Raw genomic sequence first — 24,296 nt, 5'->3', positions numbered from 1 at the left:
TAACAAGTACCGAAGATCCAGAAAATATTACACGGTTGGAAAAATGGGCTGACATTTACGATGTAAAATTCAACTGGGAATATCCTAATTCATCAGGTTTTCCCAGTTTAGAGGCTAAAGAGGCTTTTGAACAAGAAGGTATTAGTTTGTGGAAGCAACTGCAAAAATGACTTGCATTTAACTATGAAGTTTTCTATTTCAGTGAAATATTACGTAAAGTTGTAACTGATATGAATGAATTAGAATCTTTACGCAATATCCATACTTAACAGATAGTCAACTAAAAAAGTAAACAAAGACAACAGCCTTCTTATTCCAATAATACTTGCTCAGTAGTTAGCAAATATCGTCTAGATCAACCCATTCATCATAGGATGAGTCATAGTCAACGTAATGTACAAAGTATTGTTGACCCTGAATTTTATTAATAGTTGCAGAATACCAATCCTCATTATCCTCATCCCAAACTTTGACCTTTACACCCACAGCGTATCCATTATCATCAGATGCAGCTTTGTCGCGGATACGCAAATCATCTGGTTCAACCCATTCATCTGAGGATGACCCGTAACCATCATAATGAATAAAGTATTCGTTATCTTTGACTTTCTCAATAGTTGCAGAATACCAATCTTCTTCTTCTTCATCCCAGACTTCTACTTTTGTTCCTACTGCATACTGCTTATTATCAACTTTTACAGTAGATGATATCTCTCGGACTGATGATTTTTCCTCTTGTTGAATTTCCTGTTTAACTAAAATATGGGATTGCTTGATCAAACTAGAAGCCACAGTTTGAATCCCTGTATGCTCATAATAATTGGTAGTTTGATCGATGAATGCTGCTACAAAGTCTAGATTATCATCAGCAATTTGAATAAAATTACCCAAACTACTAAAAATTGATTGCGGAGTTATACCTGTCTTGGATACTAAATTAGATATCCAGCCTTGTACAGAGTTAAAACCTTGAGTAATAAAACCAAGTTTTTCAGTGGGATTATTGCCTGGTAGAGAGCTATTAATAGCTGAAAAAACTGGGTTTTGAGCTATTTGACTAGCGTCAGTGCCACTAATGAGTTGATGAATTTTGTTCAGGAAGTCGGGACCTAATGGCAGAATTCCATCTAAACAAACTAGAGCTACCATCCTCATGAGAGAGGCATCTTGATAGTTATTGGTTAGAGACTTGGCAAACTCTTGGGGGTTGGGTTGAGGAATACCATTGAGTTTGCAGAAAACTATGATTTCAACAGCAAGTTTCAACACCAAATCAATCGTTTGGGTGAGGTCTGCTTTGGGTGTAATATTGGTGAGAAAAGAAAGAACACCAATTTTCTCACCAACTTTGTTCGCTAAAGCCGCCGCTGCCATAGCTGTATCTGCTTTATCAATTGTTTGATAAAGCTTAATTGCGCTCTGGTAGCCCTGTTGAGGATCGTGATATAAAATAACAGCACGCTCCCGAATTTTCTGGATTACCTTAGCATCAGTTTCTCCGGTAATGGCACGGATACTATTGTCAAAGCCCACCAAATTGTTCCATTGACTTGGTGCTACATAATCGACAGCTTTTAAAACTTTGACGGTAATATTATCAGTTGATAACTCGTCAACCAACTGAATAATTGATTTCTCCATAAGTAATCCTTAAAACCAAAAATGGGATGAAAATACAGTTCAGACAAGCCCATAGAATAAAGTTGGTAGTTAGTACAACACTTGGTAAATCAAGACATTGACTGCATTGCTGCCTATGCACTAGGAGCAGCAACATACTACTGTCGGCATGGGTAGTTAAATCGTATTATATAGAGTTCCCTAAACTAGTAAAAAAGTAACTTTCGTTTTAATTTGAAATTACTACGTGCAGATGTACTAAAAGATGCTGCAATCGTTATAGGGTAATGAATTTAGGCATTGATATCAGAAAGATTATACCCATGTAATTTAAGATTGTTTTAAGATTTGAAAGTTCATTTAAAAATGCAGTGCGTCTTTATAACTGCTTTAAAAAAAGTAAAAACCAGAATGTTAAAACTATTCTCTAAAAGGGTATTGAAAAAGTCTAAGCTTATATCAATATCTCCTCTAACTCTCCCTTTTTCGGAGTGGAATAACCTGCTCAAAGTCCTATTTTTTTTAGGAGGATTGAGGAGGATATATAGCCTTTCCCACTCTAGTTAGATACAAAATTACCCCTCCCCAACCCTACCCTTGGTAAGGGGAGGGTGCGCGACAGCGTGGGTGGGGTGTATTTCATGAGCTTGGAAATTGCTATAAAGTTTTTAATACATCAGTTACCACTTTTGAAACAGCCTCTAAATCAGTAGAGACATTTAAGAAAATGTCCCTACATTTGCTAAAAAAAGATTTGAACTTAAATCTAGTTTAACGACTGATTAGATGAAATATACTGTTGTTGACAATATTCCTGAGTTGGTGTTACAGAAACAACTTCTACTTCCACAGTTTTTTCTGCGGTTGGATTAATAATAAACTCACTCGGACCTACATGGGGTTTTTGTAGATTTCCCCAATCATAGGTATAACCCAACCCTGACCAAGGATAATATTCCTTTTTTGCATTGGTGTAAGAATTGGTGTATATTGCCTTGATTACAGAACTGCTATCTGGCACTGGTAAAGGTAAAAGATTGCAACTGGCATCGTCAATTTCTGGATCAATACAGGGTCTAATTAAATCTTCTCCTTTTACCCACATTTCCACAAAATGGGTTTTAGTAGAATACTTATTTAAAATCAACCCTAAATACTGTTGTAACCGCAGTGAAAGTTCAACATTATCAGGAATATTGGCATCTATGGCTTTATATTGCTGACAAAATTCTTTAACTTGTGGTGATGCCGTAAACCAAGTTTGATAAGCAAGTTGTTTTTTTGCACCTATTGGCCAATCTACACTTGGGTTATTCACATATTTCCAAGTAGACATTAGATATTCAATTTTACCATTATTCTCTCTCCATTGAATTTTAGGATTACTTGGAGACAATGCCCAAAGATTGCTAACTACCTCATCTGCTAATGGCTGTTTTGCATCTTCAATACTATCTGCTAATGTTTTGATCAAAACATTGTAAGTTTCCGGTTGATATTGCAATAGATACTCATAAACGTTAACAGGTGCTTCTGCTTGAGCTAATTGTGCTTTTAGTATCTGTGTACTATTATCTGTAATTTCTTCAGCTAATACTCTCTGCTCCCATCCAAAAATTAAGAAAGCACAACAAAGTAAGCCTAAAAAAAAGCGTTGCTGCCAATTCTTCATGGTAAATGACTTGGTGGTATTTATTGTTTCTGTAAATTCAATTACACGTTAGATTTTATATTAAGGTTGTACGAAATAACCGATGTGTTTACTTTTTGTAATTCACAATTTTATGTATAAAATAAAACTTTAGAGTAAATGATTTTATTCGAGAAATTATACTTTCACCACAAATGATAATTCGGGAATTTTGCCGAACGAAAAACAATGTCCTTTTATTTTTCTGGTATATGTACTAAATTTTAGACAATAATTGCAACTTCTTTACGTAAATTTATGCAGCTAGAGCAATACTAAGGGAACACCAGAAAATAAATTGTCTAATCTTGTGGGATGGGTATCCTGCCCGTCCTTGATAATTTGCGGGCTTTTCGTCCCGCACCACAAGAAATTTTTGTAAATTTTTTTATTTGGAAGTCCCTAAACCCCAACTGCACCTATAGTTTTTAAGGTGGATAGTCTCCTTAATCTGATTTTTTGGAAGTAATTGATACCAATTTTGAATTTTAGATGGGTAATACTTGTACTGAGGCTATTTCATCCATTGGCAATAATATAACTTATTGCTCTTTCCTGTAATTACCAAATCTACTAAAATCAAGATACCTCAGTTAATGGTATCTGAAATATGCCTAAACCTGAAATTTACATAACTTTTAGATTGACCCAGCCAGAGAAAGATTTACTGAGAGAGTATTGTGAACAAACAGGTAGAAATCAAACAGATGTATTGCGTGAATTAATACGTGGATTGAAACGTCGCATCAAAAGAACAAATAAGGAGGTTTAAAAACCGCTTATATTCCCATATCCTATATAATGATTGGTAAAGCTTCCTGCTTTTATATCTGAGTTTGGGTACACTATGCAAGTAATTTTTAGCTCTAACATGAATTCTCAGTTGTTCAGCCTTTTTCCTCCACAGGATTACCCTGGTTAAACAAAGAGTGTATACTGTCAAGCAATGATAGTTAGAAGCAAAACCTAAGATAAATTATATAGTACAGTTGAACAGTCGTAAATTCTAAATCCTACTATATCAAATAAATTATGTCAGTGCAAAACCCGAATGCTGAAGAGTCTACAGAGTTGATTATTGATATTAATAATCAAGAAGTCTATGAGTTACAAAAAAATACTTCACCTGTAGTTAGTCTAGCTACAAGAAAAGGATCTATTTCTCAGTTTCTTGCGCCCTTGACTCAAGATACTTTCAAACAAGTAGTTCAGGAAGTAGAGCATAAATTAAGGATTGTCAATGAAACCTTATCCATGCTGGATTATCAGGGTTTTGAAACTATCCTACAGGAAATGCTGCATTCGATCACCTTGAAAACAGGGGAATTATTAGGAGCAGATCGGACAACAATATTTTTATTGGATGAAGAAAACCAAGAACTCTGGTCTATTTTAGCTGAGGGGAAAGGTAAGCGACCATTAGAGATTCGGATTCCAGCGGATAAAGGTATTGCCGGTGAAGTTGCAACTTTCAAGCGGGTAGTCAATATACCTTTTGATTTTTATACAGATGAGCGGTCAGGATTTGCTCAAGAACAAGACAAACGAAATGGCTACCGTACCTACACAATGTTAGCTTTACCGCTGTTAAATGAAGATGAAAAATTGGTGGCGGTTGTACAATTATTAAACAAATTAAAATACGTACATAATCCCGAAGATCCCCTGTGTGAGCGTATTGACAATAATGGATTTACTAGTGCTGATGAGAAATTATTTCAAGATTTTGCACCTTCAATTCGTCTAATTTTAGAGTCATCTCGCTCTTTTTATATTGCGACACAAAAACAAAGGGCTGCTGCGGCTCTAATGAAGGCAATCAAGTCTCTGAGTCAAAGTAGTCTTGATTTAGAAGATACCCTGAAACGGGTAATGGCTGAGGCTAAGGAATTAATGAATGCCGATCGCAGTACTCTATGGTTAATAGACCGCGATCGCAATGAATTGTGGACAACAATCACTCAGGATAATGGTTTACCCAAGGAATTGCGAGTACCGATGGGTAAAGGCTTTGCTGGTATAGTTGCTGCATCTGCTAAGAAGTTAAATATTCCCTTTGACTTATATGAGCATCCAGACTCAGAAACGGCTAAAGCTATGGATATACAAACTAACTTCCGCACCTGTAGCCTACTTTGTATGCCAGTGTTTAACAGCGATCAAGAGTTGATTGGTGTTACCCAGTTAGTTAATAAAAAGAAACTGGGAGACTTTCCTCCTTATGATCCGGCTAATTGGCCTGATGCTCCCGAATGCTTCCAAGCTAGTTTTGATCATAATGATGAAGAGTTCATGGAAGCTTTTAACATTCAAGCAGGTGTGGCGCTACAAAATGCTCAATTGTTTGCCAAAGTTAAACAACAAGAACAAATGCAGCGAGATATTCTGCGGAGTCTTTCTAATGGTGTAATTTCTTCTGATAAAACAGGGCATATCATCACTGCTAATGAAAGCGCCAAACGGTTATTAGGATTTGATGACGAAGAACGTTTGGAAGGCAGATTAGTTAGTGATGTTGTGAATATTAAGGAGGGTGATTTTAGTAAGTGGTTTGTAGATGCTTTACACGCAACAGATTTAAAAACTAGCCAGCAATATTACCCTGACCGCACACTTTTGACTACAAGCAACGAACAGCATAGCATTAATTTATCACTTAATACTATTGCTGATGCCAGCGACCAAAATCAAGTTTGTGGCGCACTGGTAGTCATGGATGATATTAGTGATGAGAAGCGGCTCAAGAGTACTATGTATCGTTATATGACTCAGGAGTTGGCAGAAGAACTGCTGAAATTGGATGATGCTAAACTAGGGGGCGATCGCAAAGAAGTTACTATTTTATTCTCTGATATTCGTGGCTACACCACCCTCACAGAAAATATGGAAGCTGAGGAAGTGGTGGGTATGCTGAATGAATATTTTGAATCCATGGTCGAGGCTGTTTTTAGACATAAAGGCACATTGGACAAATATATTGGCGATGCCATTATGGCTGTATTTGGTTCGCCTCTACCTTTAAAAGAACACGCACGCATGGCAGTGCAAACTTCTCTAGAAATGCGCTCTCGTTTAGAAGAATTGAACGAAAGTCGTCAAGCTGTGAATAAAACTAGGATCAAAATTGGCATTGGTATTAATTCTGATACTGTTATTAGTGGCAATATTGGCTCTAGTAAGCGGATGGAATTTACCGCTATTGGTGATGGTGTTAATCTTGGTTCCCGACTGGAAAGTGTCAGTAAACAGTATGGTTGCGATATTATTGTCAGCGATAATACATATCGAATCTGCGAAAAAGATATTTGGGCGAGGGAATTAGATTATATTCGCGTTAAAGGACGAAATGAGCCAGTAGCTATCTATGAGTTGCTAGGTTTACGTTCTGATTTGATTAGTGATACCAAACTAGAACTAATTGAGCATTATCATCAAGGGCGTGAGTATTATCTTCAACGCCAGTTTGTCAAAGCTCAATCGGAGTTTGTCAAAGCTTTATTAGCTGATAACAATGATAAAGCCTCTATGTTATATCTAGGCCGTTGTCAGCATTGGATACAGTCACCGCCATCTGATCAAACTTGGGATGATGGTGTTTGGACGTTTAACGAAAAATAAGCTTCAATGGCTTGCTGGAAAATAATTTGCCATCTTTATGGTGTGTTATGGCTTTTGGCCTAACACACTGCTCATGAATATGAATTTAAAAAAGCCCGATTAATTACCGTATTAATTTCCAAGATTTAGCCGTATTGGGCTTATTTTAATTTCAATTAGCCTAAGTTTTTGTTTTTTAATTGTTTTTATTATTTTGTAATTAAACTTAAAAAAGAAGATGTAAAACCTCAAAAATAACTGCATATTAGGTTGTATAGCCTCTAGTTTGTAACAGTTAATTGATATTTGTTGTCAAATCAATCCTCTACATACAAACTAGGAGTACAACACAAGCAATTATTTTTATGAACGCTATTTCTAATTGGGAATTTAAACGGTCAACTTGGCAAACAGCCATTATGTTGACTTTGGGTTTTTGGCTCAGTGCTACTCTAGTTTTAGATTGGGTAATTATGCCTAGTCTTTATATATCTGGCATGATGAACCAAGCTAGTTTTTCTACAGCTGGCTATGCAATTTTTTGGAATTTTAATCGCTTAGAATTACTATCTGCGTCTGTGGTTTTGACTGGAGTTCTGGCTATTTGCAAAGCCAAATCTAATTGGCATTTGAATAGTATAGTTTTGTCGGTGCTTTTGTTAACAGTAGCTTTGCTAGATACCTATTTTTTAACTCCGCAAATGTGCGCCGTGGGAACGAGTTTAAGCCTATTTGCAGAAAGTGTAGTGCCAGTAACAATGAATGTACTACACGGTGGTTATTTTCTGCTGGAAGTATTCAAGCTTGTTGCTGGTGCTATGCTTTTAAACTGGTGCTGGCAGGAAGTTTAAGGCGAAATTGAAAAATGCAATATCCAAATTATGGTGGGTATTGCCCACCATAAAAATACTAAGTTATTCTGATTCGGCTTCACTGTTGGGTAATAGCAAGCGGATGGAGAGGATGGCAAAACCCACAGCCGCGATCGCTTTTAAGATACGTGTAGGAAATAATTCCGATACCGCTCCCCCAGCTAATGCTCCTAATAAGCTGGTTAATAACAGCGCTCCAGCAGTACCAAAGAAAACACCACGCCGGGATTGACCACGACCAGAAAGAGCGATCGCAGCTAACTGACTTTTATCACCTAATTCTGATAGAAAGACTGTAATAAAGCTCAACCCTAAAAGATGCCAGTCCATATTGATTCTATGTATAAATAATATCTACTAACCAATAAACACATCCCAAAATAGCATCACAGAAATCAGCAGCAACATTACCCCTGCTGATTTTTCTACAGTTTTTGGACTGAGTTTACTGGCTATCCAACCACCTAAAAGCACACCTAACAAGCTAGTAGTAATTAATGCAGCCCCAGAACCAATGAATACTACCCAAGGTTGATGAGATTCTGCACTCATTAACAGAGTGGATAGTTGGGTTTTATCACCAATTTCTGCCAAAAATATGGTGATGAAAGTTGTTCCAAACACCATCAAAGCTGAATCCTGCTTTTTGGGACTATCCTCAATTACAGGCTCAAGTAGATAATCACTGGTATCTTTTAGGTCTAACTGGTTTTGAGTCTGAGAGAGATCAGAAATACTTACAGGTGTAGAGTCGAGTTTCACAGGCGGTTGTCCTGCCACTAAGTTGTTTTCATATTCTTTTCATTTTCTCAGATTTTTGTAATAAATTGCAACTCTACTGGAGAAAATCCTAGATTAAAAACCAACAGCTTGATCAAACCGGATAATTTCCAAACTCCTATCCCCATAGACACCCTCAATTTGCTGACGACAGCAGTCAATGGCAAAATCACTAAGTTCCTCCGGTTCAATCCCGTACATCTCCTCAAATGTCTCTGCTTCCACCCGACAAAAACGCGGACGATCATCATAAATGCCACATTCTCGCGTAATATGGTTGAAATTAATGCACCATCCACCCTCTCCCACCATACTCATGTAAACTGCCAATTCTTCTGGTAAGAGATAGTCTTCCAAATCTGGACGATCTGCTGGATCAAGATGACAGCAGGCTCCACATTGCTTTACACATTGCCAAGTAGCCATAATTTCCTCTACCTTGTGACTTCTCGCTATTTTACGTTTTTATGTTGTTTTCTATAATTTTGTTAAGTAAATTAAATCTGGTGTCCGCTTCCCGGATATGATCTATGGCGGGATTGGCATTTGAATTATTAAATCTTTTAAGACAATAGAGAGGAAAAGAAAACAATGGAAGCTTTAGCCAACATTAATTGGGAAGTCATTTTTCAATTGACCTCTGTAGGTCTAATCATCATTGCTGGACCAGTGGTAATATTTGTCCTGGCTTTTCGCAACGGCAACCTGTAAATTGGGTAATCGGTAATGGGTAATCGGTAATGGGTATAGTTTTTGCCAATTACCAATTACCACTTTTAGCTCATAAGAGACTTCCAAATAAAAAAATATCCCAAGATTTCTTGTGGTGCAGGCCGAAAAGCCTGCTAATAATACAAGGACGGGCAGGATGCCCATCCCACAAGATTGGATCATCTTTTTTGTGGAGTTCTCTAATAGAAGTCATAGGTCACGCTATGCTATCAGCAAAATCTAACTATCCAAAGCCTGAATAGCAGCTTGAATAATGCCATCATACTGAGGTAGAGAGAGATTAACCTTTTTAGCATCATCACGACTGCTGCCTAAAAGACCATGATTATCTCCGGGCTGCATGACTAAAACTTTACCTTCAGGATTTTTAATTCTTAATTCAGAGTCTACGCCATTTTGATAAACGCCACAGGTGTATTGACGCTGTTTATATTCAAAGTTGGCGCGTAATTTTTGAGATGGTGGGGTGGAAAATATTGGAGATTGTGCGGGAAGTCGGACACCTACTAACTCCATTTCGATGGAGATTTTGTCATTAAAGTGATTTTCCCGGAGTTTGTAAGCTATATCAACTCGTGCAGGAAGGGGGAAATAATCACGCCAACGCCAAGCGATCGCTTTAATTTGATATTTGATATTATCGACAGTCTGCGCCAATGTCAGTTTAATGTGACCTTTACCGACAATTTGCTGCTCAATTACTTGGGCATTAGGTGTCCAGAATATAGGATCTGGGTTGTCGATGCCGCAGGGATGGAGAATATTTAGCTGTTGATATAAATCCTGATTGATTTGATTGAGGTTGGCTTGAGCATCAATTTTTAGTAGTGGTTTGAGGTGTTGGGGTTCTAAACACTGATTTGCAAACTCACTTAAACGCGATCGCACTGAGAGTAAATTATCTGCTGGTAGAGAAAATCCTCCTGCGGCTTTATGTCCACCAAATTTCCCCAGCAAGTCTCGACAATATTCTAAAGCTGCAAACACGTTAAACTCAGGAATCCCCCGCGCCGAACCGCGAATTACGCCTTCATCCTCAAAAGTACCGATGAAAACAGGAACACCGTAACGTTCCAGCAACCGAGAAGCGACAATTCCAATTACACCATGATGCCAATTATCTTTAACAACAACTAATACCCGGTTTTTTTGTAAAGAGTTTACATATAAATCTTCAACAAGTGCGATCGCTTCCTGTTCAATTTGCTCACACATCTGCTGACGTTGGATGTTTATTTGTTCACACTGCATCGCTCTTTCTAATGCTAACCCCATATCATCAGTAGTCAGCAATTCTATTACTGTCTGTGGATTGCCAATTCTACCAATTGCATTAATACGCGGCCCCAAGCGAAATCCAATATCTTCCGGTTTTAACGATTTTGGATTTTGAACTTTCTCCCCTGCTCCCCTACTTCCCTGCTCCTCTGCTCCTATCGCTTGCACTCCAGCCACTTGAATTAAAGCCTGTACCCCTGGTAAAGTAGATTTAGGTAATAACTTTAAACCACGTTTTACCCAACGGCGATTAACACCAGTTAAAGGAGCTAAATCGGCAATAGTTCCCAATGTAAACAACGCTAACATCGGTTGCACTAAACCCTTAATTTGTCCTAATTGCTGGGCTAAACATACTGCTAAAATATAAGCCACACCCACACCAGCCACACCCCGATAAGGTGAAGATTCAGCAATGAGTTTAGGGTTAAGAATTGCATTAGCTGGGGGCAAAATTGGGGGAATGTCGTGATGGTCGGTGATAATTACCTTTAAACCCAATTCTCTGGCTCTTGCAATGGGTTCAAAAGCAGATATACCATTATCTACAGTTAAAACTAATCCGACTCCTTCGCTGTGAAATTCTTCAATAATGCGTTTGTTAATTCCATAACCTTCGTGCATCCGACTAGGGATAGCGTAATCTACATTAGCACCCAAAGCGCGGAGGCTGCGGAGTAGTAATGCAGTACTAGTCATGCCATCTGCATCGTAGTCTCCACAGATAGCAATCTTCTCTTGATTTGCGATCGCATCTTCCAACAACTCTACACTCACCGCTAAATCTGGAAAATCCTCTAGCGGAGAAGGTAAATCTAAAGTTTCTGGACTTAAAAACACTTGTGCGTCTTCTGGTGTTTTCATCCCCCGATTAATCAACAACTGGCTGATAATGGGGGAAATATTGGTTAAATCTGCTAGGTTTTGAGCTAATTCAGGATTTGCTGGCGCAATTTGCCAGCGTTGATTAGGTAAGCGTTTGATGGGTTGGTCATTAGTCATTGGAATTAGTTACTGTGTAATATTCTGATAAGAAAAGAGGCTGAAACCTCCCCTAAGATAGAATACATATATAGCAATCCTAAATGATTTATGAATACTTCTGTTCCCTATTCCCCGTTCCCTGTTCCCTCCCCTCACCGATAGGTTCTCAACTCAAATAGGATTGCTATATATGATTAGTCCCAGTTAACTATGCAACTAGAAGACTACTTTAACTTTTTAGCATCTGATGATATTCGGCTGAAAGGTAGCAAGAGTAGGAATTGAAACAATTCTATTTGATTACCTAGTATCAGATAAAATAAAAACACATCAACAAAAGGCAGTCTTTATGGTAGCCCAAATCAGTGAAATCAAATTTCCCACTGAACTGGTAATTTCTTGGGAAGCCTTACCTGATGATTTTCAGTTAGAGGATGAACCAGTGGAAAATACAGGACAGCCAATTTTGGCTGGTGCTTTACGAGAAAGTTTAGAAATTGCGGGTTTCATTCAATCTAAAATGTTGATAGCCTCAAATTTTGGTTTGTGTGCAACATTAAACGGTCAATTTATTGCTAAAGCACCTGATTGGCTGTATGTTCCTACGGTTAAAGAGATTTTAGCTGAACGCAAAAGCTACACACCCAATTTAGAAGGGGATATTCCAGCTATAGTAATGGAATTTTTATCCGACAATGATGGTGGAGAATATTCTTTTAAGCGAACTTATCCGCCAGGAAAATGGTTTTTTTATGAGCAAATTTTACAAGTTCCTGTTTATGTAATTTTTGATCCAGATGGCGGTTTATTAGAATTTTATCAACTAGAAAATGGTCGCTATGAGTTAAAACAACCAGATGAAAATGGTCGGCATTGGATTGATTCAATGGGCTTATTTTTAGGAACCTGGAGAGGAGAAAAAGAAACCAGAATAGGGTATTGGTTAAGGTGGTGGGATGAAGCAGGTAATTTGTTACTTTGGTCTGTGGAACAGATTTCACAAGAACGCCAACGTGCTGAACAAGAACGCCAGGAGAAAGAACGATTAATAGCTTATTTAAAATCTCAGGGTATCGATCCTGATAATTTACCCACAGCAATGCCTTAAAATTAAGGATTCAGATCCCTGATTTCTGGAAAAAATCGGGGATCTTAATTGTTGCTGATTAATTAAAATACGTTTACTTTACCATCATTGAGAATATAAAGAGAGCGATAGCCTGGGAATTTTTCACTAGGACGCAGTTCTAAACGCAGAGTCCCAAAATTAGGTTTAGAAACATTAGCTTGTAAAGACCTTCCTGTATCATCCCAAAATAGGATAGAAAAATTTGGTTCTGTAGCACTTTCCCGATCTACACGATATTCCTGTCCTGGTTGTAGAGTAATGCGCCGCATTTCTGGTAATTTTTCTAGTTTTAATACTCTAGGTGTGCGGTTTGCAACTTGCACACGAATATATTGACCAGGTGTAAACTGAAGTGGTTTCGCACCACAATTAGAAGCGCAGGTTCCAGCTAATGTGACCTGAGAATTATTAGTTGGTGTTAACAATAAAGTTGTAACAATCAAGGTTGCCGAAATTAACTTAGACATAAGAAAGAGGATGTTTGAAAAGTTAGAAAGGGCATAAAACCGATCTCTCAGTATAAGCTGTGAATAGATATGGGACTTACGCAAGATGTGGCTGAAAACCTTATTACTATAGCAATTCCCAAGCTCATGAAATACACCCCACCCGCGCTGTCGCGCACCCTCCCCTTGGTAAGGGGAGGGTTGGGGAGGGGTAATTTTGTATCTAACTAGAGTGGGAAAGGCTATATGTAGCGGTAATTCATGTAGCTTGCTTCCCGAAGGGTATTAGAGCTACTTTCGTTCTATTTTGCGTAAGTCCTGGATAGTAAACAGCAGAGAGTAACATGAGTAAAGCATACTCTAGCAAAGTAACCCGCGCCCAATATAAATTTTTCAGGCACATAATTTTGATTCCATAAAACTTTCAAACACCCTCTGAGAAAGTAGGAAAATTCCATCTGTCTAAGCGTGAAATATACCCCCAAAAAAGAGAGTGGGAGGAGGCATATCAAGCGCCTTTCACTCCCACTCTACTATTTGCTGCTGAAGCGATTCAGGAATATACACATAACGCCAATCGTCACTTAGGGGGGTAATTTACAGATTAACGATAACGCCTCTACTCAGTGAGTATTCCTATTGCAGCAAACGCTAATTCTATTTAGTTGTCTGACAAACTTCACAAGAATCATTTGCTAATTTGTGAACCTTTTTCACAACTGCCTTGCTTTCGTTTGTCTAATACAATTTAACTTGGTTCATCAGAAGGTGGTTGCCAATTTGGCATTTTTTTTAAATTTTTATATTGTTCATCGCTAACATTTGACCAGCTATATTTCTGTTAGTGCAACATAAAATTACTAGATAAATTTATTGTAAATTTTCCGGATGAATAGAAAGAGATTGTTTTTAAATTAATAGGGGGTTACACCCCTTATCCTTGTGATGGCTTGATTTCAGTGGAATTTAACTCATTTTTTTATTTGCTTGAAAGCTATTTTAAAGTAAGTCAATCCTGTGAAACTAAGGTTTTAGCTATGGGGGGTGAAACCCTTCCTTAATCTATAAACAGTTTTTTAAAAGTCGTGATTATCGAATTTAGATGGTTAACTCAACGGGTTGGTGAGAAAATTCATGAGTTGCGGGATGTTGATAGTATCTTCAGGCTGAAAGTTGGACTGAAGAAAGTGTTTAAATATACAATAATTAGATTAAGCGGATTGAGAATATTGACGAGCCTGGATTAAGAGTGAAATTCAGCAAAACCCCCAACTCCATGTAAAATACAGATTCCAGACTGTATTTCCTCAACATCATGGGCAGCACTTTTGGTCATCTTTTCCGAATTACGACTTTTGGCGAATCTCACGGCGGCGGTGTGGGCGTTATTATTGATGGTTGTCCGCCACAACTAGAAATTTCGGCTGAGGAAATTCAATTTGAGTTAGATAGAAGAAGGCCGGGACAAAGCAAAATAACCACTCCTCGGAAGGAAGCGGACACCTGTGAGATTCTATCTGGGGTGTTTGAGGGGAAAACCCTGGGAACGCCAATTTCAATTTTGGTGAGGAATAAAGATGCTCGTTCCCAAGATTATGATGAGATGGAGCAGAAATATCGCCCTTCCCACGCAGATGCTACCTATGATGCAAAATATGGATTGAGAAATTGGCAAGGCGGTGGCAGGTCGTCAGCCCGTGAGACAATAGGGAGAGTTGCTGCTGGTGCGATCGCTAAAAAGATTCTTCGTCAAGTCGCCAATGTGGAAGTTATCGCCTATGTTAAGTGTATTAAAGACTTAGAAAGCGTAATTGATACTGATACTGTAACTTTAGAACAGGTAGAAAGTAACATTGTCCGTTGTCCAGATGGCGAAATTGCCAACCGCATGATTGAATTAATTGAACAAACTGGTAGAGATGGTAATTCCATCGGTGGGGTAGTTGAATGTGTAGTGCGGAACGTTCCCAAGGGTTTAGGTGAGCCTGTTTTTGATAAATTGGAGGCAGATTTAGCAAAAGCTGTGATGTCTCTACCTGCGAGTAAAGGTTTTGAAATTGGTTCTGGTTTTGCGGGAACTTTGTTAACTGGTTTTGAGCATAATGACGAATTTTACATTGATGAAAATGGCGAAATTCGCACCGTAACCAACCGTTCTGGGGGGATTCAAGGGGGAATTTCTAACGGCGAAAATATCATTTTGCGAGTCGCATTTAAACCAACTGCAACTATTAGAAAAGAGCAAAAAACGGTGACTCGTGAAGGAGAAGAGACACTTTTAGCAGCCAAGGGAAGACATGATCCTTGCGTTTTACCCCGTGCTGTACCAATGGTTGACGCGATGGTGGCTTTGGTGTTGTGTGACCATCTGTTACGGCATTATGGGCAGTGTAAGGTATTGTAGAGGGGACTGATAAGTTAGGGGTAGAGCGATCGCACTTTAAGATTTACACAAGTGTCACATTTAATTTCTGGAGATGTCTAAAGGACTTCCAAATAAAAAAATGTACAAAAATTTCTTGTGGTGCGGGCAAGATGACCACAAATTATCAAGGACGGGCAGGATGCCCATCCCACAAGATTGGATAATTTATTTTCTGGTGTTCCCTAATGTCTTTTGTAGGTGAGTCAGACTCCAAAAATTCGGTAACAATTAATAGATTTTTGGCATCTGATACAGCGGATTTCATTTAAATGAGATACAAACTTGAATAATGAAACTCTTGTGGTGCAGGCATCTTGCCCGCTATATAGGGCTTGCTGAAAAAGTTATCTGTGAGGGCTAGGAGTTCAGAAGTTCAGGAGTTCAGAAGTTCAGGAGGAGTTGGAAGAAAGTAAGAATAATATCTAGCCTGGAAAAGTGGTCAGTTTTTGATGCTATCACCCTTTTTTCCTTGCACTTTATTGTATCTTATCTCCCTGTATCCCTTGATTTATCTAGGTTTTACATTTATTCAGCATCCCCTATATAAGTACCTCCTGACAGCGAAATCCGCTATATATTCACCTAAAATTTTCAAACATAATTTAAAAAAGTTGCTAAATTTGGCACATTTACCCAGGTTTTCAACTCATGAGATTGATGAGACAAATCCATTAATAATTGAGAATAAACCCCTTCACGCAAAGATGGTGTAATCTCTTGTTTAGTTTCAATTCCTTTTATCCATTCATCCACAACACGAAGAAAAGCACAAATTCGACCATCAGCATAATATTGTGGAAACAGCAATTGTTGAGGAATTTCTATTTCTGTTAAAGGTTGACCAATTTGAGAACCCCAAACTTGAAAACCGTGAATATAATCCTTTTGGTTGTCGCTACCTAAAACCAATGTACCCTTATCTCCATAAACCTCTACTCGATGAGTTCTAGGTGCGTGAACAACTGCACTAATAGAAACTTGACAAGGTGTACCATTTGCTAATTCCAGAGATAACATACAAGTATCATCTGTATTCACTGGCTTTAATTTTCCATTTACCGGATCACTTCTTTCGGGAATAGCTGTACTCAAATATGCATTTAATTTGTGAACAGGGCCAAATAACCAATTAATATAATCAAACGCATGGGAACCTAAAGATCCTAATGCACCACCACCTTGTTCTTGATTAGAATACCAATTCCAAGGACGAGAAACATCTGCACGAGAAGCACCCAACCAGTCAATTTTAATTAAGCGTAAATTACCAACATATCCTGATGATAAAAGTTGAGCAAAAAATTGCCAGCCAGGAACAAAGCGAAATTCAAAATCTACGGTTGCAATTACACCTTTATTTTTAGCTAAATAGTATAGTTCTTTAGCTTCAGTTACATTTAAAGTTGTGGGTTTTTCTAATAAAAGATGTTTGCCAGATTGCAGGACTTGTTTTGCCATTTCATAATGTAGAAATGGCGGTGTAGAAATGCTGACTGCTTGAACTTCTGGCAATGCAAGAATTTCTGTTAAATTATCACTAGCGTGGGGAATATTATTTGTTGTAGCGATAGATTGAGCTTTATTAATATCTCGATGATAAATAGCAACTATCCCTGTTTTGTGATGGGCTTGAAATGCGGGAATATGCACTTTTTGACCGAATCCAGTACCGACAACTGCAACGCCAATCATAAATAGTTAAAAGTTAATTTTTGCAAAACCGTAATTTTCAGATTATCACAACTATATACCAAATTATGAAGCTGCATAGAATAAAATATCAAGAATAATTGAACACAGATGATAGATGATCGCAGATAAACACAGATAAAGATGGATCAATCAATGAAGTACAAAATTATCCGCGTCTATCTGCGTTTAATTATTACTACTTGTACCTCACTTGAATGGAAATTGCTATATGTGCAGCATCACATATAATTGGTATTATTTACAAATATCTTTTTTCAAACTTTCTTGAGGATCAGTTGAAAAGCTTTGAATTATTCCTATCAATTCTTGGCTAGATTTTGTGCGATTAACCATTAATCTGGGTATTTTGTAATTATCTTTTAAACAAGTATAATTGAGTAGCTTATCATTATATAGATAACCCGATAAATAATACTTGGTGACATACTTTTCTACCTGTTTATTATAAGCACCATAAGGATAAGCAATATGGGAAGCTACTTTTTGTTCTGGATCTAAATCATCTAGACATTTTCTCAGTTTAATTCTAGCTAATAATAGTTCACTAATTACCTCTGGCTGAGAAATCTTGGTTAAATTCTGATGATTATTTCCATGAGATTGAATATCAAAAAATCCTTTTTGCCAACCTTTTCTTAATTCTTGACACCTTAAATGGGTTGCAGGTATGCCATCATTATTAGCTAATGTACTAGGACTAATAAATAAAACTACTTTAATTTTCTTACCATATTTTTTTTCTAGCTTAGATAAAATAGGTAACAAATTTGTATATATTGTCTTGTATCCATCATCAAAAGTTAACATAATCATTTTTTTATTTCGATGTTCATAAGGTATTTCTTTAGATTTAGTAAGAAAAAAATCATACAAGTCTTGAGTAGTTAAAAACCAATAATCTTGAGTAACTAAATATTCTAATAATTTCTCTATTTCTTGTTGTTTATAATCCATCTCTAAGTTGGAAGATTGACGAAGATTATTTTGAAATTTCACAATCCCATGAAAACCTAAAATCGGAATTGTTGGTGGATTAGATCCTAATTTAAGCAATGGAAAAATCATTGCCATCAACAAAAATATGGTAATGGGGAATTTTTGGTTTTTTGAAGAATTGCTAACTTGATCATTATTATCTTCGGTCATTTTTAAAATCTTACCTTTTAATTAACATTAGTTGTCAGCATTAACTCAACATATTATATATAAGATATGTTTATTTATAATCTAAAATATATACAGCGGTTATTGGTTGAATGAGGTACAAAAACCCCTCCCCGTAAGCGATGGGGGTGGTATGATGTACCTCATCATATGAGGCAACGCTATACGTAGTATTGTGGTGTTGCTACTAGTCAATAAAATCAAGTTTAAAAAACAATTACTACCAAACTTTGGTTATTATTGGAAGACCCGCAGAAGCTTGGTAGATGCTACTGTGAGAAACTGCATCTAATTTGCAATTAATTATTCCGATTAATTAATGCTGTGATATTGCAAGCAATGTAACCAATTGCTAAAGGAGATTGATTTTGTAAAAGTGGCAAAATTTGATTGAGAATCTGCGGCAAAGTCGAACTATATACAGGGTATAATTTTTCACACAGTTGATTTAAAATACGATCGCCTGCAATATCGTCTGTACCCGGTCGCAGTAACCAATGCGTCCGCAATATGTGAAAATAATGTATGTCATTAGTCCGCACAACCTGACGAATCTCCTGAACAGCATTTTCCACTAACTCATCAGTTGCCACTTTCATTACCAAGGGTTGCAGTGTAAATGCGGGTTCTTGTTCGCTGTTCCATTTTTCTAAAAGCGATCGCTTTTCCAACGCCATAATGCCCTCTAAAACCATAGCAGGATCAACGGATAGCAGCAAATGGGTCTGCAATCGACAGAAAGAGATGGGTTCTTGCCAAATTGCTAACCAGTATAGGATATCTCGTTCCAAGCCGGAAAGCTGCTCAAATTGCTGTTTGAGGATGACACGCAAGCGATCGCTCACAACTATGGTATTTTGATTAAGAAAAGCTGCCACATTCCCACCAAATACAGACTCAATCAAGGGAATAACAAGTTTTATTGCTAAAGGATTACCACGATAAAGTTGAATTAAAGCCGATAAACCTAATTCTTTACCTGTAAATCCTCTCGATTGTAATAGTTCTAAAGCCTCTGTTTTGGCTAAACCATTTAACGTGAGAGTACAAACTGTTTTAGTATTAACTTCCAGGGAATTTTGTTTTTCCCGGCTAGTCGTAATGATACAGCTTTGATGACGGTGAAGACTTGATTCTTGAATAAATTTAGTTAATTCTGAATTGGATAAAACAGCATCCAATCCATCTAAAATTAATAAACAACGATGTTGTTGTAGATAACTTATTAATTTGAAAGTATCTTTTTGAATATTTTGAACCGCAGATTGATTAAAACTATTTAATAAATAATCGATTAAAAAATTCAGTGAAGGTGTATGATAAAGCGATTTCCAAATTAAGCAATCAAACTGAGATTGCAGACTGTCTGCTATAGCCAATGCTAGAGAAGTTTTACCAATTCCACCAATACCAATAATATTAATTAATTTACAACCATTATTAATCCATTCCTCTAACTGTAATAATTCCGCATTTCTGCCATAGAAACTTTCAATATTAGGTGCTTCATTCCAGTCAATCAAAGGAGTAGTAATATCTAATTGGGTATCAGATGAATCTGAGATAGTTTCCCATTCATTAATACCTACAGCTTGACAGATAGCAATGAAGATTTCTTTCTGAATGCGATCGCCCTGCCAGAACCGGCGTAAAGTAGCTTTAGAAGTATGAGCATCTTGCCACCAACGCGCTGTACTGGTTTTAGTCCATCCTAAACGCAGACGGGCTTTATCAACAATTTCTAATCCTGTAGTTGATGCTTTGATAGAATTAGGCATATTTATCTTTTGTGACTCTTTATAAAATAAGCAATGTAAAACTTACCATACAAGAGTTTTGTTCTAAAGTTTGGAACGCAAAGCAAAGAGAAGTATTATAAAATACATATAGTCCAAATACTAGCATAAATTATGACTACACAAATTATTGCAATGATTTATCCCACCTTCGCTGAATGCTGCGCTTTTGGTTTCAATCCCTAATAGGGAGTAATAGAAATTGCAATAAGTAGGTGGCATCAGTTAATATACTAAAGTTTTGTTTCAATCCCTAATAGGGAGTAATAGAAATTGCAATTGTAGCAAATATATTTGTAAAAATACTTCCTTCGTTTCAATCCCTAATAGGGAGTAATAGAAATTGCAATAACTGGGGTTGGCGCATTGGTTTTGAGCGTCCAGTTTCAATCCCTAATAGGGAGTAATAGAAATTGCAATCTGGAAGATGTCTTCATGCCTAATTTGGAAAAAGTTTCAATCCCTAATAGGGAGTAATAGAAATTGCAATTCAAAGAAAAACTTATCAATCACAATTCGCTAAAGTTTCAATCCCTAATAGGGAGTAATAGAAATTGCAATTTTATGGTATGGGTAAATTATCTAATAGATAATCTAATAGTTTCAATCCCTAATAGGGAGTAATAGAAATTGCAATTATTGCCGTTGCCGTTGTAGCTCAAGTATTTCGGTTGTTTCAATCCCTAATAGGGAGTAATAGAAATTGCAATTAATTTTTCTCAGGGCGTTTTATGAATATTATTGATTTGGTTTCAATCCCTAATAGGGAGTAATAGAAATTGCAATTATCTGACTTTTTGGGAGTAACAAACCATGTAGCGTTTCAATCCCTAATAGGGAGTAATAGAAATTGCAATATTCCCCTTAAGCCTAGGTTGACCTAAAGTGTTGTTTCAATCCCTAATAGGGAGTAATAGAAATTGCAATCATAAAATAACTTTTTCATTGTCAGGAAGTGCGGAGTTTCAATCCCTAATAGGGAGTAATAGAAATTGCAATTTGCTGTTGGAAAAAGTCTCTTTCTGGGTTTTGTGGAGTTTCAATCCCTAATAGGGAGTAATAGAAATTGCAATCTTTTTTGCAAAGCAATTTGTATCAGGTGTGTAAAGTTTCAATCCCTAATAGGGAGTAATAGAAATTGCAATTTGGTATGAAAATTCTGGGGTATTTAATATTAAAGTTTCAATCCCTAATAGGGAGTAATAGAAATTGCAATATCCCAAAAATAATGCAATTGCGGACTGGCGAAGATATTTCTTTGTTTCAATCCCTAATAGGGAGTAATAGAAATTGCAATATTAGAGAATAATATCTAGTAGAAAATCTATAAGTTTCAATCCCTAATAGGGAGTAATAGAAATTGCAATGATATGTACCACCACTGGACTTCCCCTCACCGGACGTTTCAATCCCTAATAGGGAGTAATAGAAATTGCAATCCTAAGTGCATACCCCGCGCCTGTAACTGGAACAGTAACGTTTCAATCCCTAATAGGGAGTAATAGAAATTGCAATTGACTGCGTTTTCCCTACTCAGCTAGAAGCGGAGTTTCAATCCCTAATAGGGAGTAATAGAAATTGCAATAAGCAACGACAGCTTTTCCAATTCTCTGAAAATCTAGTTTCAATCCCTAATAGGGAGTAATAGAAATTGCAATAAATGGACAATGGACTTAATGCCTGTTGCCATAATGTTTCAATCCCTAATAGGGAGTAATAGAAATTGCAATAGAATGTTTTAGAAGGGGAGAGTAAAATATGTGGTTTCAATCCCTAATAGGGAGTAATAGAAATTGCAATCCAAGGAGAATCAGGGTACTGGGTGATAGTGAAGTTTCAATCCCTAATAGGGAGTAATAGAAATTGCAATCAATTACCAGTACTTAAAGAATTGGGAATAGATGCTTTTGTTTCAATCCCTAATAGGGAGTAATAGAAATTGCAATATTGTCTCCATAAAGCGATCCATTTTTCATGACTAAGATGTTTCAATCCCTAATAGGGAGTAATAGAAATTGCAATGAGTTAACCGAATCTTCCCACGGTTTCTCAGGATTGTTTCAATCCCTAATAGGGAGTAATAGAAATTGCAATTACTGGGAAAAAGTTGAGGCAAATACCCAGCTTTTACTTGTTTCAATCCCTAATAGGGAGTAATAGAAATTGCAATTCCCATACTCCCTCGGCATTCAAGGTACATTCTCCAGTTTTGTTTCAATCCCTAATAGGGAGTAATAGAAATTGCAATAGCGGCATCCTGGAAGCCTGTCTGTATTTGGTTTTCAAGGTTCGATTACGCGGATGGGATAATCATAGTCCATTTCAGAAATTGTGTCAAGAACAAAAAATGCTGAAACCCATGCTGTGTAAGGTGCGCGGATGGTTCATCAACATTAGTAGCCTCAAAACCAAGCCCCTCAAGAGATACAGCCATTTTTTGCTACTTCTAATTTTTTACACCTACCCATCCGCGCGAAAAAGCTGATGATTAACTCACCAAATCAGGGAAAACCTCTTGTACAGCCGGATGTATTAAACGATGATTCTGCACATTCAAACCCTTAGCCAAAGCTGGGTTAACATCCAAAGCCTTAATTCCCAAATTAGCCAACTGCACAGCATAGGGCAAAGTGCTGTTGTTGAGAGCTTGAGTGGATGTCCAGGGTACAGCCCCTGGCATATTAGGAACACCATAATGTACCACACCCTCATCAATATATACCGGACTGGTGTGAGATGTAGGGTGTAATGTTTCTACACATCCACCTTGATCAACTGCAACATCCACAATCACTGAACCGGGATGCATTTGTTTAACCAAATCACGGGATACTAAAATTGGCGCTCTCCTGCCAGGAATTAAAACCGCACCAATGAGTAAATTGGCTTCTTTAACTGCGGTTTCAATATGAGCAGAGTTGCTATACAGCAGTTCAACTCTAGAACCAAAAAGAGTTTCTAAGTAAGAAAGACGTTCAACGTTGACATCTAAAATTTGTACGATCGCACCCATACCCACCGCAATTTTAGCGGCTTCTGTGCCGACGACACCACCACCTAAAATTACTACTTTGCCAGCTTTGACACCGGGTACACCGCCGAGAAGTACGCCTTTACCACCTTGTTGACGTTCTAGAAATCTAGCGCCAAATTGTACCGCTAACCGACCAGCGATAATGCTCATCGGGGTAAGCAAGGGTAATCTATTCACTCCAGCTTGTTCTACTGTTTCGTAAGCGATCGCACTAATGCCACAATCTAGTAAATGTTCTGTTAATTTGCGATCGGCTGCCAAATGTAAATAAGTAAATAATAACTGTCCCTTTTGCAGAAGATTATACTCGCTTACCAACGGTTCTTTAACCTTGATCACTAACTCCCGATTCCAAGCGGCTTCCAGTGTAGAGACAATTTCTGCCCCCGCACTGATATAGTCTTCATCTGTAAATCCAGCACCAGTACCCGCCTGTGTTTGGACGAAGATACTATGACCATTTTCTCGCAGTACCCGCACACTAGAAGGACTTAACCCTACACGAAACTCTTGATCCTTAGTTTCCTTAGGAACGCCGATTTCCATTTACAGCCTCTGATATTTTTTTATTTACTCTAGCCTGCCAGTCTCTATCTCGCTACTTCCGTATTAGAGATAGCCAATTTCTTACCCATCTCCCCTAAATCTACCCGCAAAACTGCCAACTCTTACCCTTGACTAATCTTCCAGTATTCTTACAATAGATAAAGAATCATTAAAAATTGTAAAGTCGGCTTTTGCATTGCTCTCTCCAACAAACTGCTGTTGGACTTCTCAAGTTAAAGTATTGCAATTAGCTAAAAGCTCAATTTAAAGTTTCGTTTGCCATTAAGAAGAGAGGAAAAACTGATAATGACACAACCACAACCAAGCGTTAACCCCAAACTAGAAGATCCCAAATTTGGTTTTAATGAATATTCCGAGCGCCTAAATGGACGGGCGGCTATGATTGGCTTTATCTTAATGGTTTTGATCGAATATCTCACCAATCAAGGTGTACTTTCATGGCTTGGTTTAAAGTAGCTTCACTTAAAAC

19 protein-coding genes and 1 CRISPR repeat array are annotated in these 24,296 nt (G+C 37.5%); of the genes, 8 read left to right on the top strand and 11 right to left on the bottom strand.

Going from position 1 to position 24,296, the window contains the following annotated elements:
• The first annotated feature begins 35 nt into the window (after positions 1-35).
• Entirely contained in the window at positions 36-170 is a 135-nt protein-coding gene (locus tag ACOWPH_RS19460) for a hypothetical protein (protein ID WP_284697386.1), read from the top strand.
• A gap of 166 nt (positions 171-336) precedes the next feature.
• Here ACOWPH_RS19460 and ACOWPH_RS19455 read toward each other — a convergent pair whose 3' ends face one another.
• Together ACOWPH_RS19455 and ACOWPH_RS19450 are read right to left on the bottom strand one after the other, a co-directional pair.
• Positions 337-1,641 carry a Tudor-knot domain-containing protein gene (locus ACOWPH_RS19455; RefSeq protein ID WP_015217039.1) on the bottom strand — a complete coding sequence of 435 codons (1,305 nt, stop codon included), beginning with the start codon at positions 1,639-1,641 and terminating at the stop codon, positions 337-339.
• A gap of 745 nt (positions 1,642-2,386) precedes the next feature.
• Positions 2,387-3,292, bottom strand: a complete 906-nt coding sequence (locus ACOWPH_RS19450; RefSeq protein WP_015217038.1) for a hypothetical protein — start codon at positions 3,290-3,292, stop codon at positions 2,387-2,389.
• A 628-nt stretch (positions 3,293-3,920) separates the two neighbouring features.
• Between ACOWPH_RS19450 and ACOWPH_RS19445 the strand changes: the two genes are divergently transcribed.
• From ACOWPH_RS19445 to ACOWPH_RS19435, 3 genes are all read left to right on the top strand, one after another.
• Positions 3,921-4,082: a ribbon-helix-helix protein, CopG family gene (locus ACOWPH_RS19445; RefSeq protein ID WP_015217037.1), complete on the top strand. Its 162-nt coding sequence runs from the start codon at positions 3,921-3,923 to the stop codon at positions 4,080-4,082.
• A 260-nt stretch (positions 4,083-4,342) separates the two neighbouring features.
• Positions 4,343-6,928, top strand: a complete 2,586-nt coding sequence (locus ACOWPH_RS19440) for a GAF domain-containing protein (RefSeq protein WP_015217036.1) — start codon at positions 4,343-4,345, stop codon at positions 6,926-6,928.
• Positions 6,929-7,272: 344 nt separating this feature from the next.
• Positions 7,273-7,758, top strand: coding sequence for a hypothetical protein (locus tag ACOWPH_RS19435; protein WP_015217035.1), 486 nt, complete (start codon positions 7,273-7,275; stop codon positions 7,756-7,758).
• 63 nt (positions 7,759-7,821) lie between these two features.
• Here the strand turns inward: ACOWPH_RS19435 and ACOWPH_RS19430 are convergent, their stop codons facing one another.
• The 3 genes from ACOWPH_RS19430 to ACOWPH_RS19420 form a co-directional block, all read right to left on the bottom strand.
• Positions 7,822-8,109, bottom strand: a complete 288-nt coding sequence (locus ACOWPH_RS19430) for a TMEM165/GDT1 family protein (RefSeq protein WP_015217034.1) — start codon at positions 8,107-8,109, stop codon at positions 7,822-7,824.
• Positions 8,110-8,136: 27 nt separating this feature from the next.
• Positions 8,137-8,541, bottom strand: a complete 405-nt coding sequence (locus tag ACOWPH_RS19425; RefSeq protein WP_015217033.1) for a TMEM165/GDT1 family protein — start codon at positions 8,539-8,541, stop codon at positions 8,137-8,139.
• A gap of 93 nt (positions 8,542-8,634) precedes the next feature.
• Positions 8,635-8,985 (bottom strand): YkgJ family cysteine cluster protein, encoded by a 351-nt coding sequence (locus tag ACOWPH_RS19420; RefSeq protein WP_015217032.1) that lies wholly within the window; start codon positions 8,983-8,985, stop codon positions 8,635-8,637.
• 165 nt (positions 8,986-9,150) lie between these two features.
• Here ACOWPH_RS19420 and psb30 point away from each other — a divergent pair, with 165 nt between their 5' ends.
• Positions 9,151-9,270, top strand: a complete 120-nt coding sequence (gene psb30, locus ACOWPH_RS19415) for a photosystem II reaction center protein Ycf12/Psb30 (RefSeq protein ID WP_015217031.1) — start codon at positions 9,151-9,153, stop codon at positions 9,268-9,270.
• 240 nt (positions 9,271-9,510) lie between these two features.
• Here psb30 and recJ read toward each other — a convergent pair whose 3' ends face one another.
• Positions 9,511-11,571 (bottom strand): single-stranded-DNA-specific exonuclease RecJ, encoded by a 2,061-nt coding sequence (gene recJ, locus ACOWPH_RS19410; RefSeq protein WP_015217030.1) that lies wholly within the window; start codon positions 11,569-11,571, stop codon positions 9,511-9,513.
• A 331-nt stretch (positions 11,572-11,902) separates the two neighbouring features.
• Between recJ and ACOWPH_RS19405 the strand changes: the two genes are divergently transcribed.
• Positions 11,903-12,661: a Uma2 family endonuclease gene (locus tag ACOWPH_RS19405; RefSeq protein ID WP_015217029.1), complete on the top strand. Its 759-nt coding sequence runs from the start codon at positions 11,903-11,905 to the stop codon at positions 12,659-12,661.
• Positions 12,662-12,723: 62 nt separating this feature from the next.
• On the opposite strand, the gene ACOWPH_RS19400 is transcribed toward ACOWPH_RS19405, so the two are convergent.
• A complete protein-coding gene (locus tag ACOWPH_RS19400) occupies positions 12,724-13,149 on the bottom strand; it encodes a hypothetical protein (RefSeq protein ID WP_015217028.1) in 426 nt (141 codons plus the stop codon).
• 1,294 nt (positions 13,150-14,443) lie between these two features.
• Here ACOWPH_RS19400 and aroC point away from each other — a divergent pair.
• Positions 14,444-15,532 (top strand): chorismate synthase, encoded by a 1,089-nt coding sequence (aroC, locus tag ACOWPH_RS19395; protein WP_015217027.1) that lies wholly within the window; start codon positions 14,444-14,446, stop codon positions 15,530-15,532.
• A 612-nt stretch (positions 15,533-16,144) separates the two neighbouring features.
• Here aroC and ACOWPH_RS19390 read toward each other — a convergent pair.
• The 4 genes from ACOWPH_RS19390 to ald form a co-directional block, all read right to left on the bottom strand.
• Positions 16,145-17,245: a Gfo/Idh/MocA family protein gene (locus ACOWPH_RS19390; protein ID WP_015217026.1), complete on the bottom strand. Its 1,101-nt coding sequence runs from the start codon at positions 17,243-17,245 to the stop codon at positions 16,145-16,147.
• Positions 17,246-17,500: 255 nt separating this feature from the next.
• Positions 17,501-18,412 (bottom strand): polysaccharide deacetylase family protein, encoded by a 912-nt coding sequence (locus ACOWPH_RS19385; RefSeq protein ID WP_015217025.1) that lies wholly within the window; start codon positions 18,410-18,412, stop codon positions 17,501-17,503.
• Between the two features lie 317 nt (positions 18,413-18,729).
• Positions 18,730-20,208 carry an NB-ARC domain-containing protein gene (locus ACOWPH_RS19380; RefSeq protein ID WP_015217024.1) on the bottom strand — a complete coding sequence of 493 codons (1,479 nt, stop codon included), beginning with the start codon at positions 20,206-20,208 and terminating at the stop codon, positions 18,730-18,732.
• 190 nt (positions 20,209-20,398) lie between these two features.
• A CRISPR array of direct repeats spans positions 20,399-22,474; the repeat unit is 37 nt; unit sequence GTTTCAATCCCTAATAGGGAGTAATAGAAATTGCAAT.
• Between the two features lie 240 nt (positions 22,475-22,714).
• The gene (ald, locus tag ACOWPH_RS19375; RefSeq protein WP_015217023.1) at positions 22,715-23,806 is read right to left on the bottom strand and encodes an alanine dehydrogenase; all 1,092 of its coding nucleotides are present in this window, start codon (positions 23,804-23,806) and stop codon (positions 22,715-22,717) included.
• Between the two features lie 306 nt (positions 23,807-24,112).
• On the opposite strand from ald, the gene ACOWPH_RS19370 reads away from it, so the two are divergent.
• A complete protein-coding gene (locus tag ACOWPH_RS19370) occupies positions 24,113-24,283 on the top strand; it encodes a hypothetical protein (RefSeq protein WP_015217022.1) in 171 nt (56 codons plus the stop codon).
• Positions 24,284-24,296: the final 13 nt, after the last annotated feature.

The organism is Anabaena sp. PCC 7938, from assembly GCF_049315035.1.
GTDB classification, from domain to species: domain Bacteria; phylum Cyanobacteriota; class Cyanobacteriia; order Cyanobacteriales; family Nostocaceae; genus Anabaena; species Anabaena cylindrica.
The sequence above is the reverse complement of the archived record's forward strand: the minus strand, read 5'-3'. Positions and strand labels throughout refer to the sequence as shown.

Excerpts from the sequence above, each read along its gene's own strand:
- ACOWPH_RS19455 (WP_015217039.1), bottom strand. The coding sequence starts at position 1,641 with ATGGAGAAATCAATTATTCAGTTGGTTGACGAGTTATCAACTGATAAT.
- ACOWPH_RS19450 (WP_015217038.1), bottom strand. The coding sequence starts at position 3,292 with ATGAAGAATTGGCAGCAACGCTTTTTTTTAGGCTTACTTTGTTGTGCT.
- ACOWPH_RS19445 (WP_015217037.1), top strand. The coding sequence starts at position 3,921 with ATGCCTAAACCTGAAATTTACATAACTTTTAGATTGACCCAGCCAGAG.
- ACOWPH_RS19440 (WP_015217036.1), top strand. The coding sequence starts at position 4,343 with ATGTCAGTGCAAAACCCGAATGCTGAAGAGTCTACAGAGTTGATTATT.
- ACOWPH_RS19435 (WP_015217035.1), top strand. The coding sequence starts at position 7,273 with ATGAACGCTATTTCTAATTGGGAATTTAAACGGTCAACTTGGCAAACA.
- ACOWPH_RS19430 (WP_015217034.1), bottom strand. The coding sequence starts at position 8,109 with ATGGACTGGCATCTTTTAGGGTTGAGCTTTATTACAGTCTTTCTATCA.
- ACOWPH_RS19420 (WP_015217032.1), bottom strand. The coding sequence starts at position 8,985 with ATGGCTACTTGGCAATGTGTAAAGCAATGTGGAGCCTGCTGTCATCTT.
- psb30 (WP_015217031.1), top strand. The coding sequence starts at position 9,151 with ATGGAAGCTTTAGCCAACATTAATTGGGAAGTCATTTTTCAATTGACC.
- recJ (WP_015217030.1), bottom strand. The coding sequence starts at position 11,571 with ATGACTAATGACCAACCCATCAAACGCTTACCTAATCAACGCTGGCAA.
- ACOWPH_RS19405 (WP_015217029.1), top strand. The coding sequence starts at position 11,903 with ATGGTAGCCCAAATCAGTGAAATCAAATTTCCCACTGAACTGGTAATT.
- ACOWPH_RS19400 (WP_015217028.1), bottom strand. The coding sequence starts at position 13,149 with ATGTCTAAGTTAATTTCGGCAACCTTGATTGTTACAACTTTATTGTTA.
- aroC (WP_015217027.1), top strand. The coding sequence starts at position 14,444 with ATGGGCAGCACTTTTGGTCATCTTTTCCGAATTACGACTTTTGGCGAA.
- ACOWPH_RS19390 (WP_015217026.1), bottom strand. The coding sequence starts at position 17,245 with ATGATTGGCGTTGCAGTTGTCGGTACTGGATTCGGTCAAAAAGTGCAT.
- ACOWPH_RS19385 (WP_015217025.1), bottom strand. The coding sequence starts at position 18,412 with ATGACCGAAGATAATAATGATCAAGTTAGCAATTCTTCAAAAAACCAA.
- ACOWPH_RS19380 (WP_015217024.1), bottom strand. The coding sequence starts at position 20,208 with ATGCCTAATTCTATCAAAGCATCAACTACAGGATTAGAAATTGTTGAT.
- ald (WP_015217023.1), bottom strand. The coding sequence starts at position 23,806 with ATGGAAATCGGCGTTCCTAAGGAAACTAAGGATCAAGAGTTTCGTGTA.
- ACOWPH_RS19370 (WP_015217022.1), top strand. The coding sequence starts at position 24,113 with ATGACACAACCACAACCAAGCGTTAACCCCAAACTAGAAGATCCCAAA.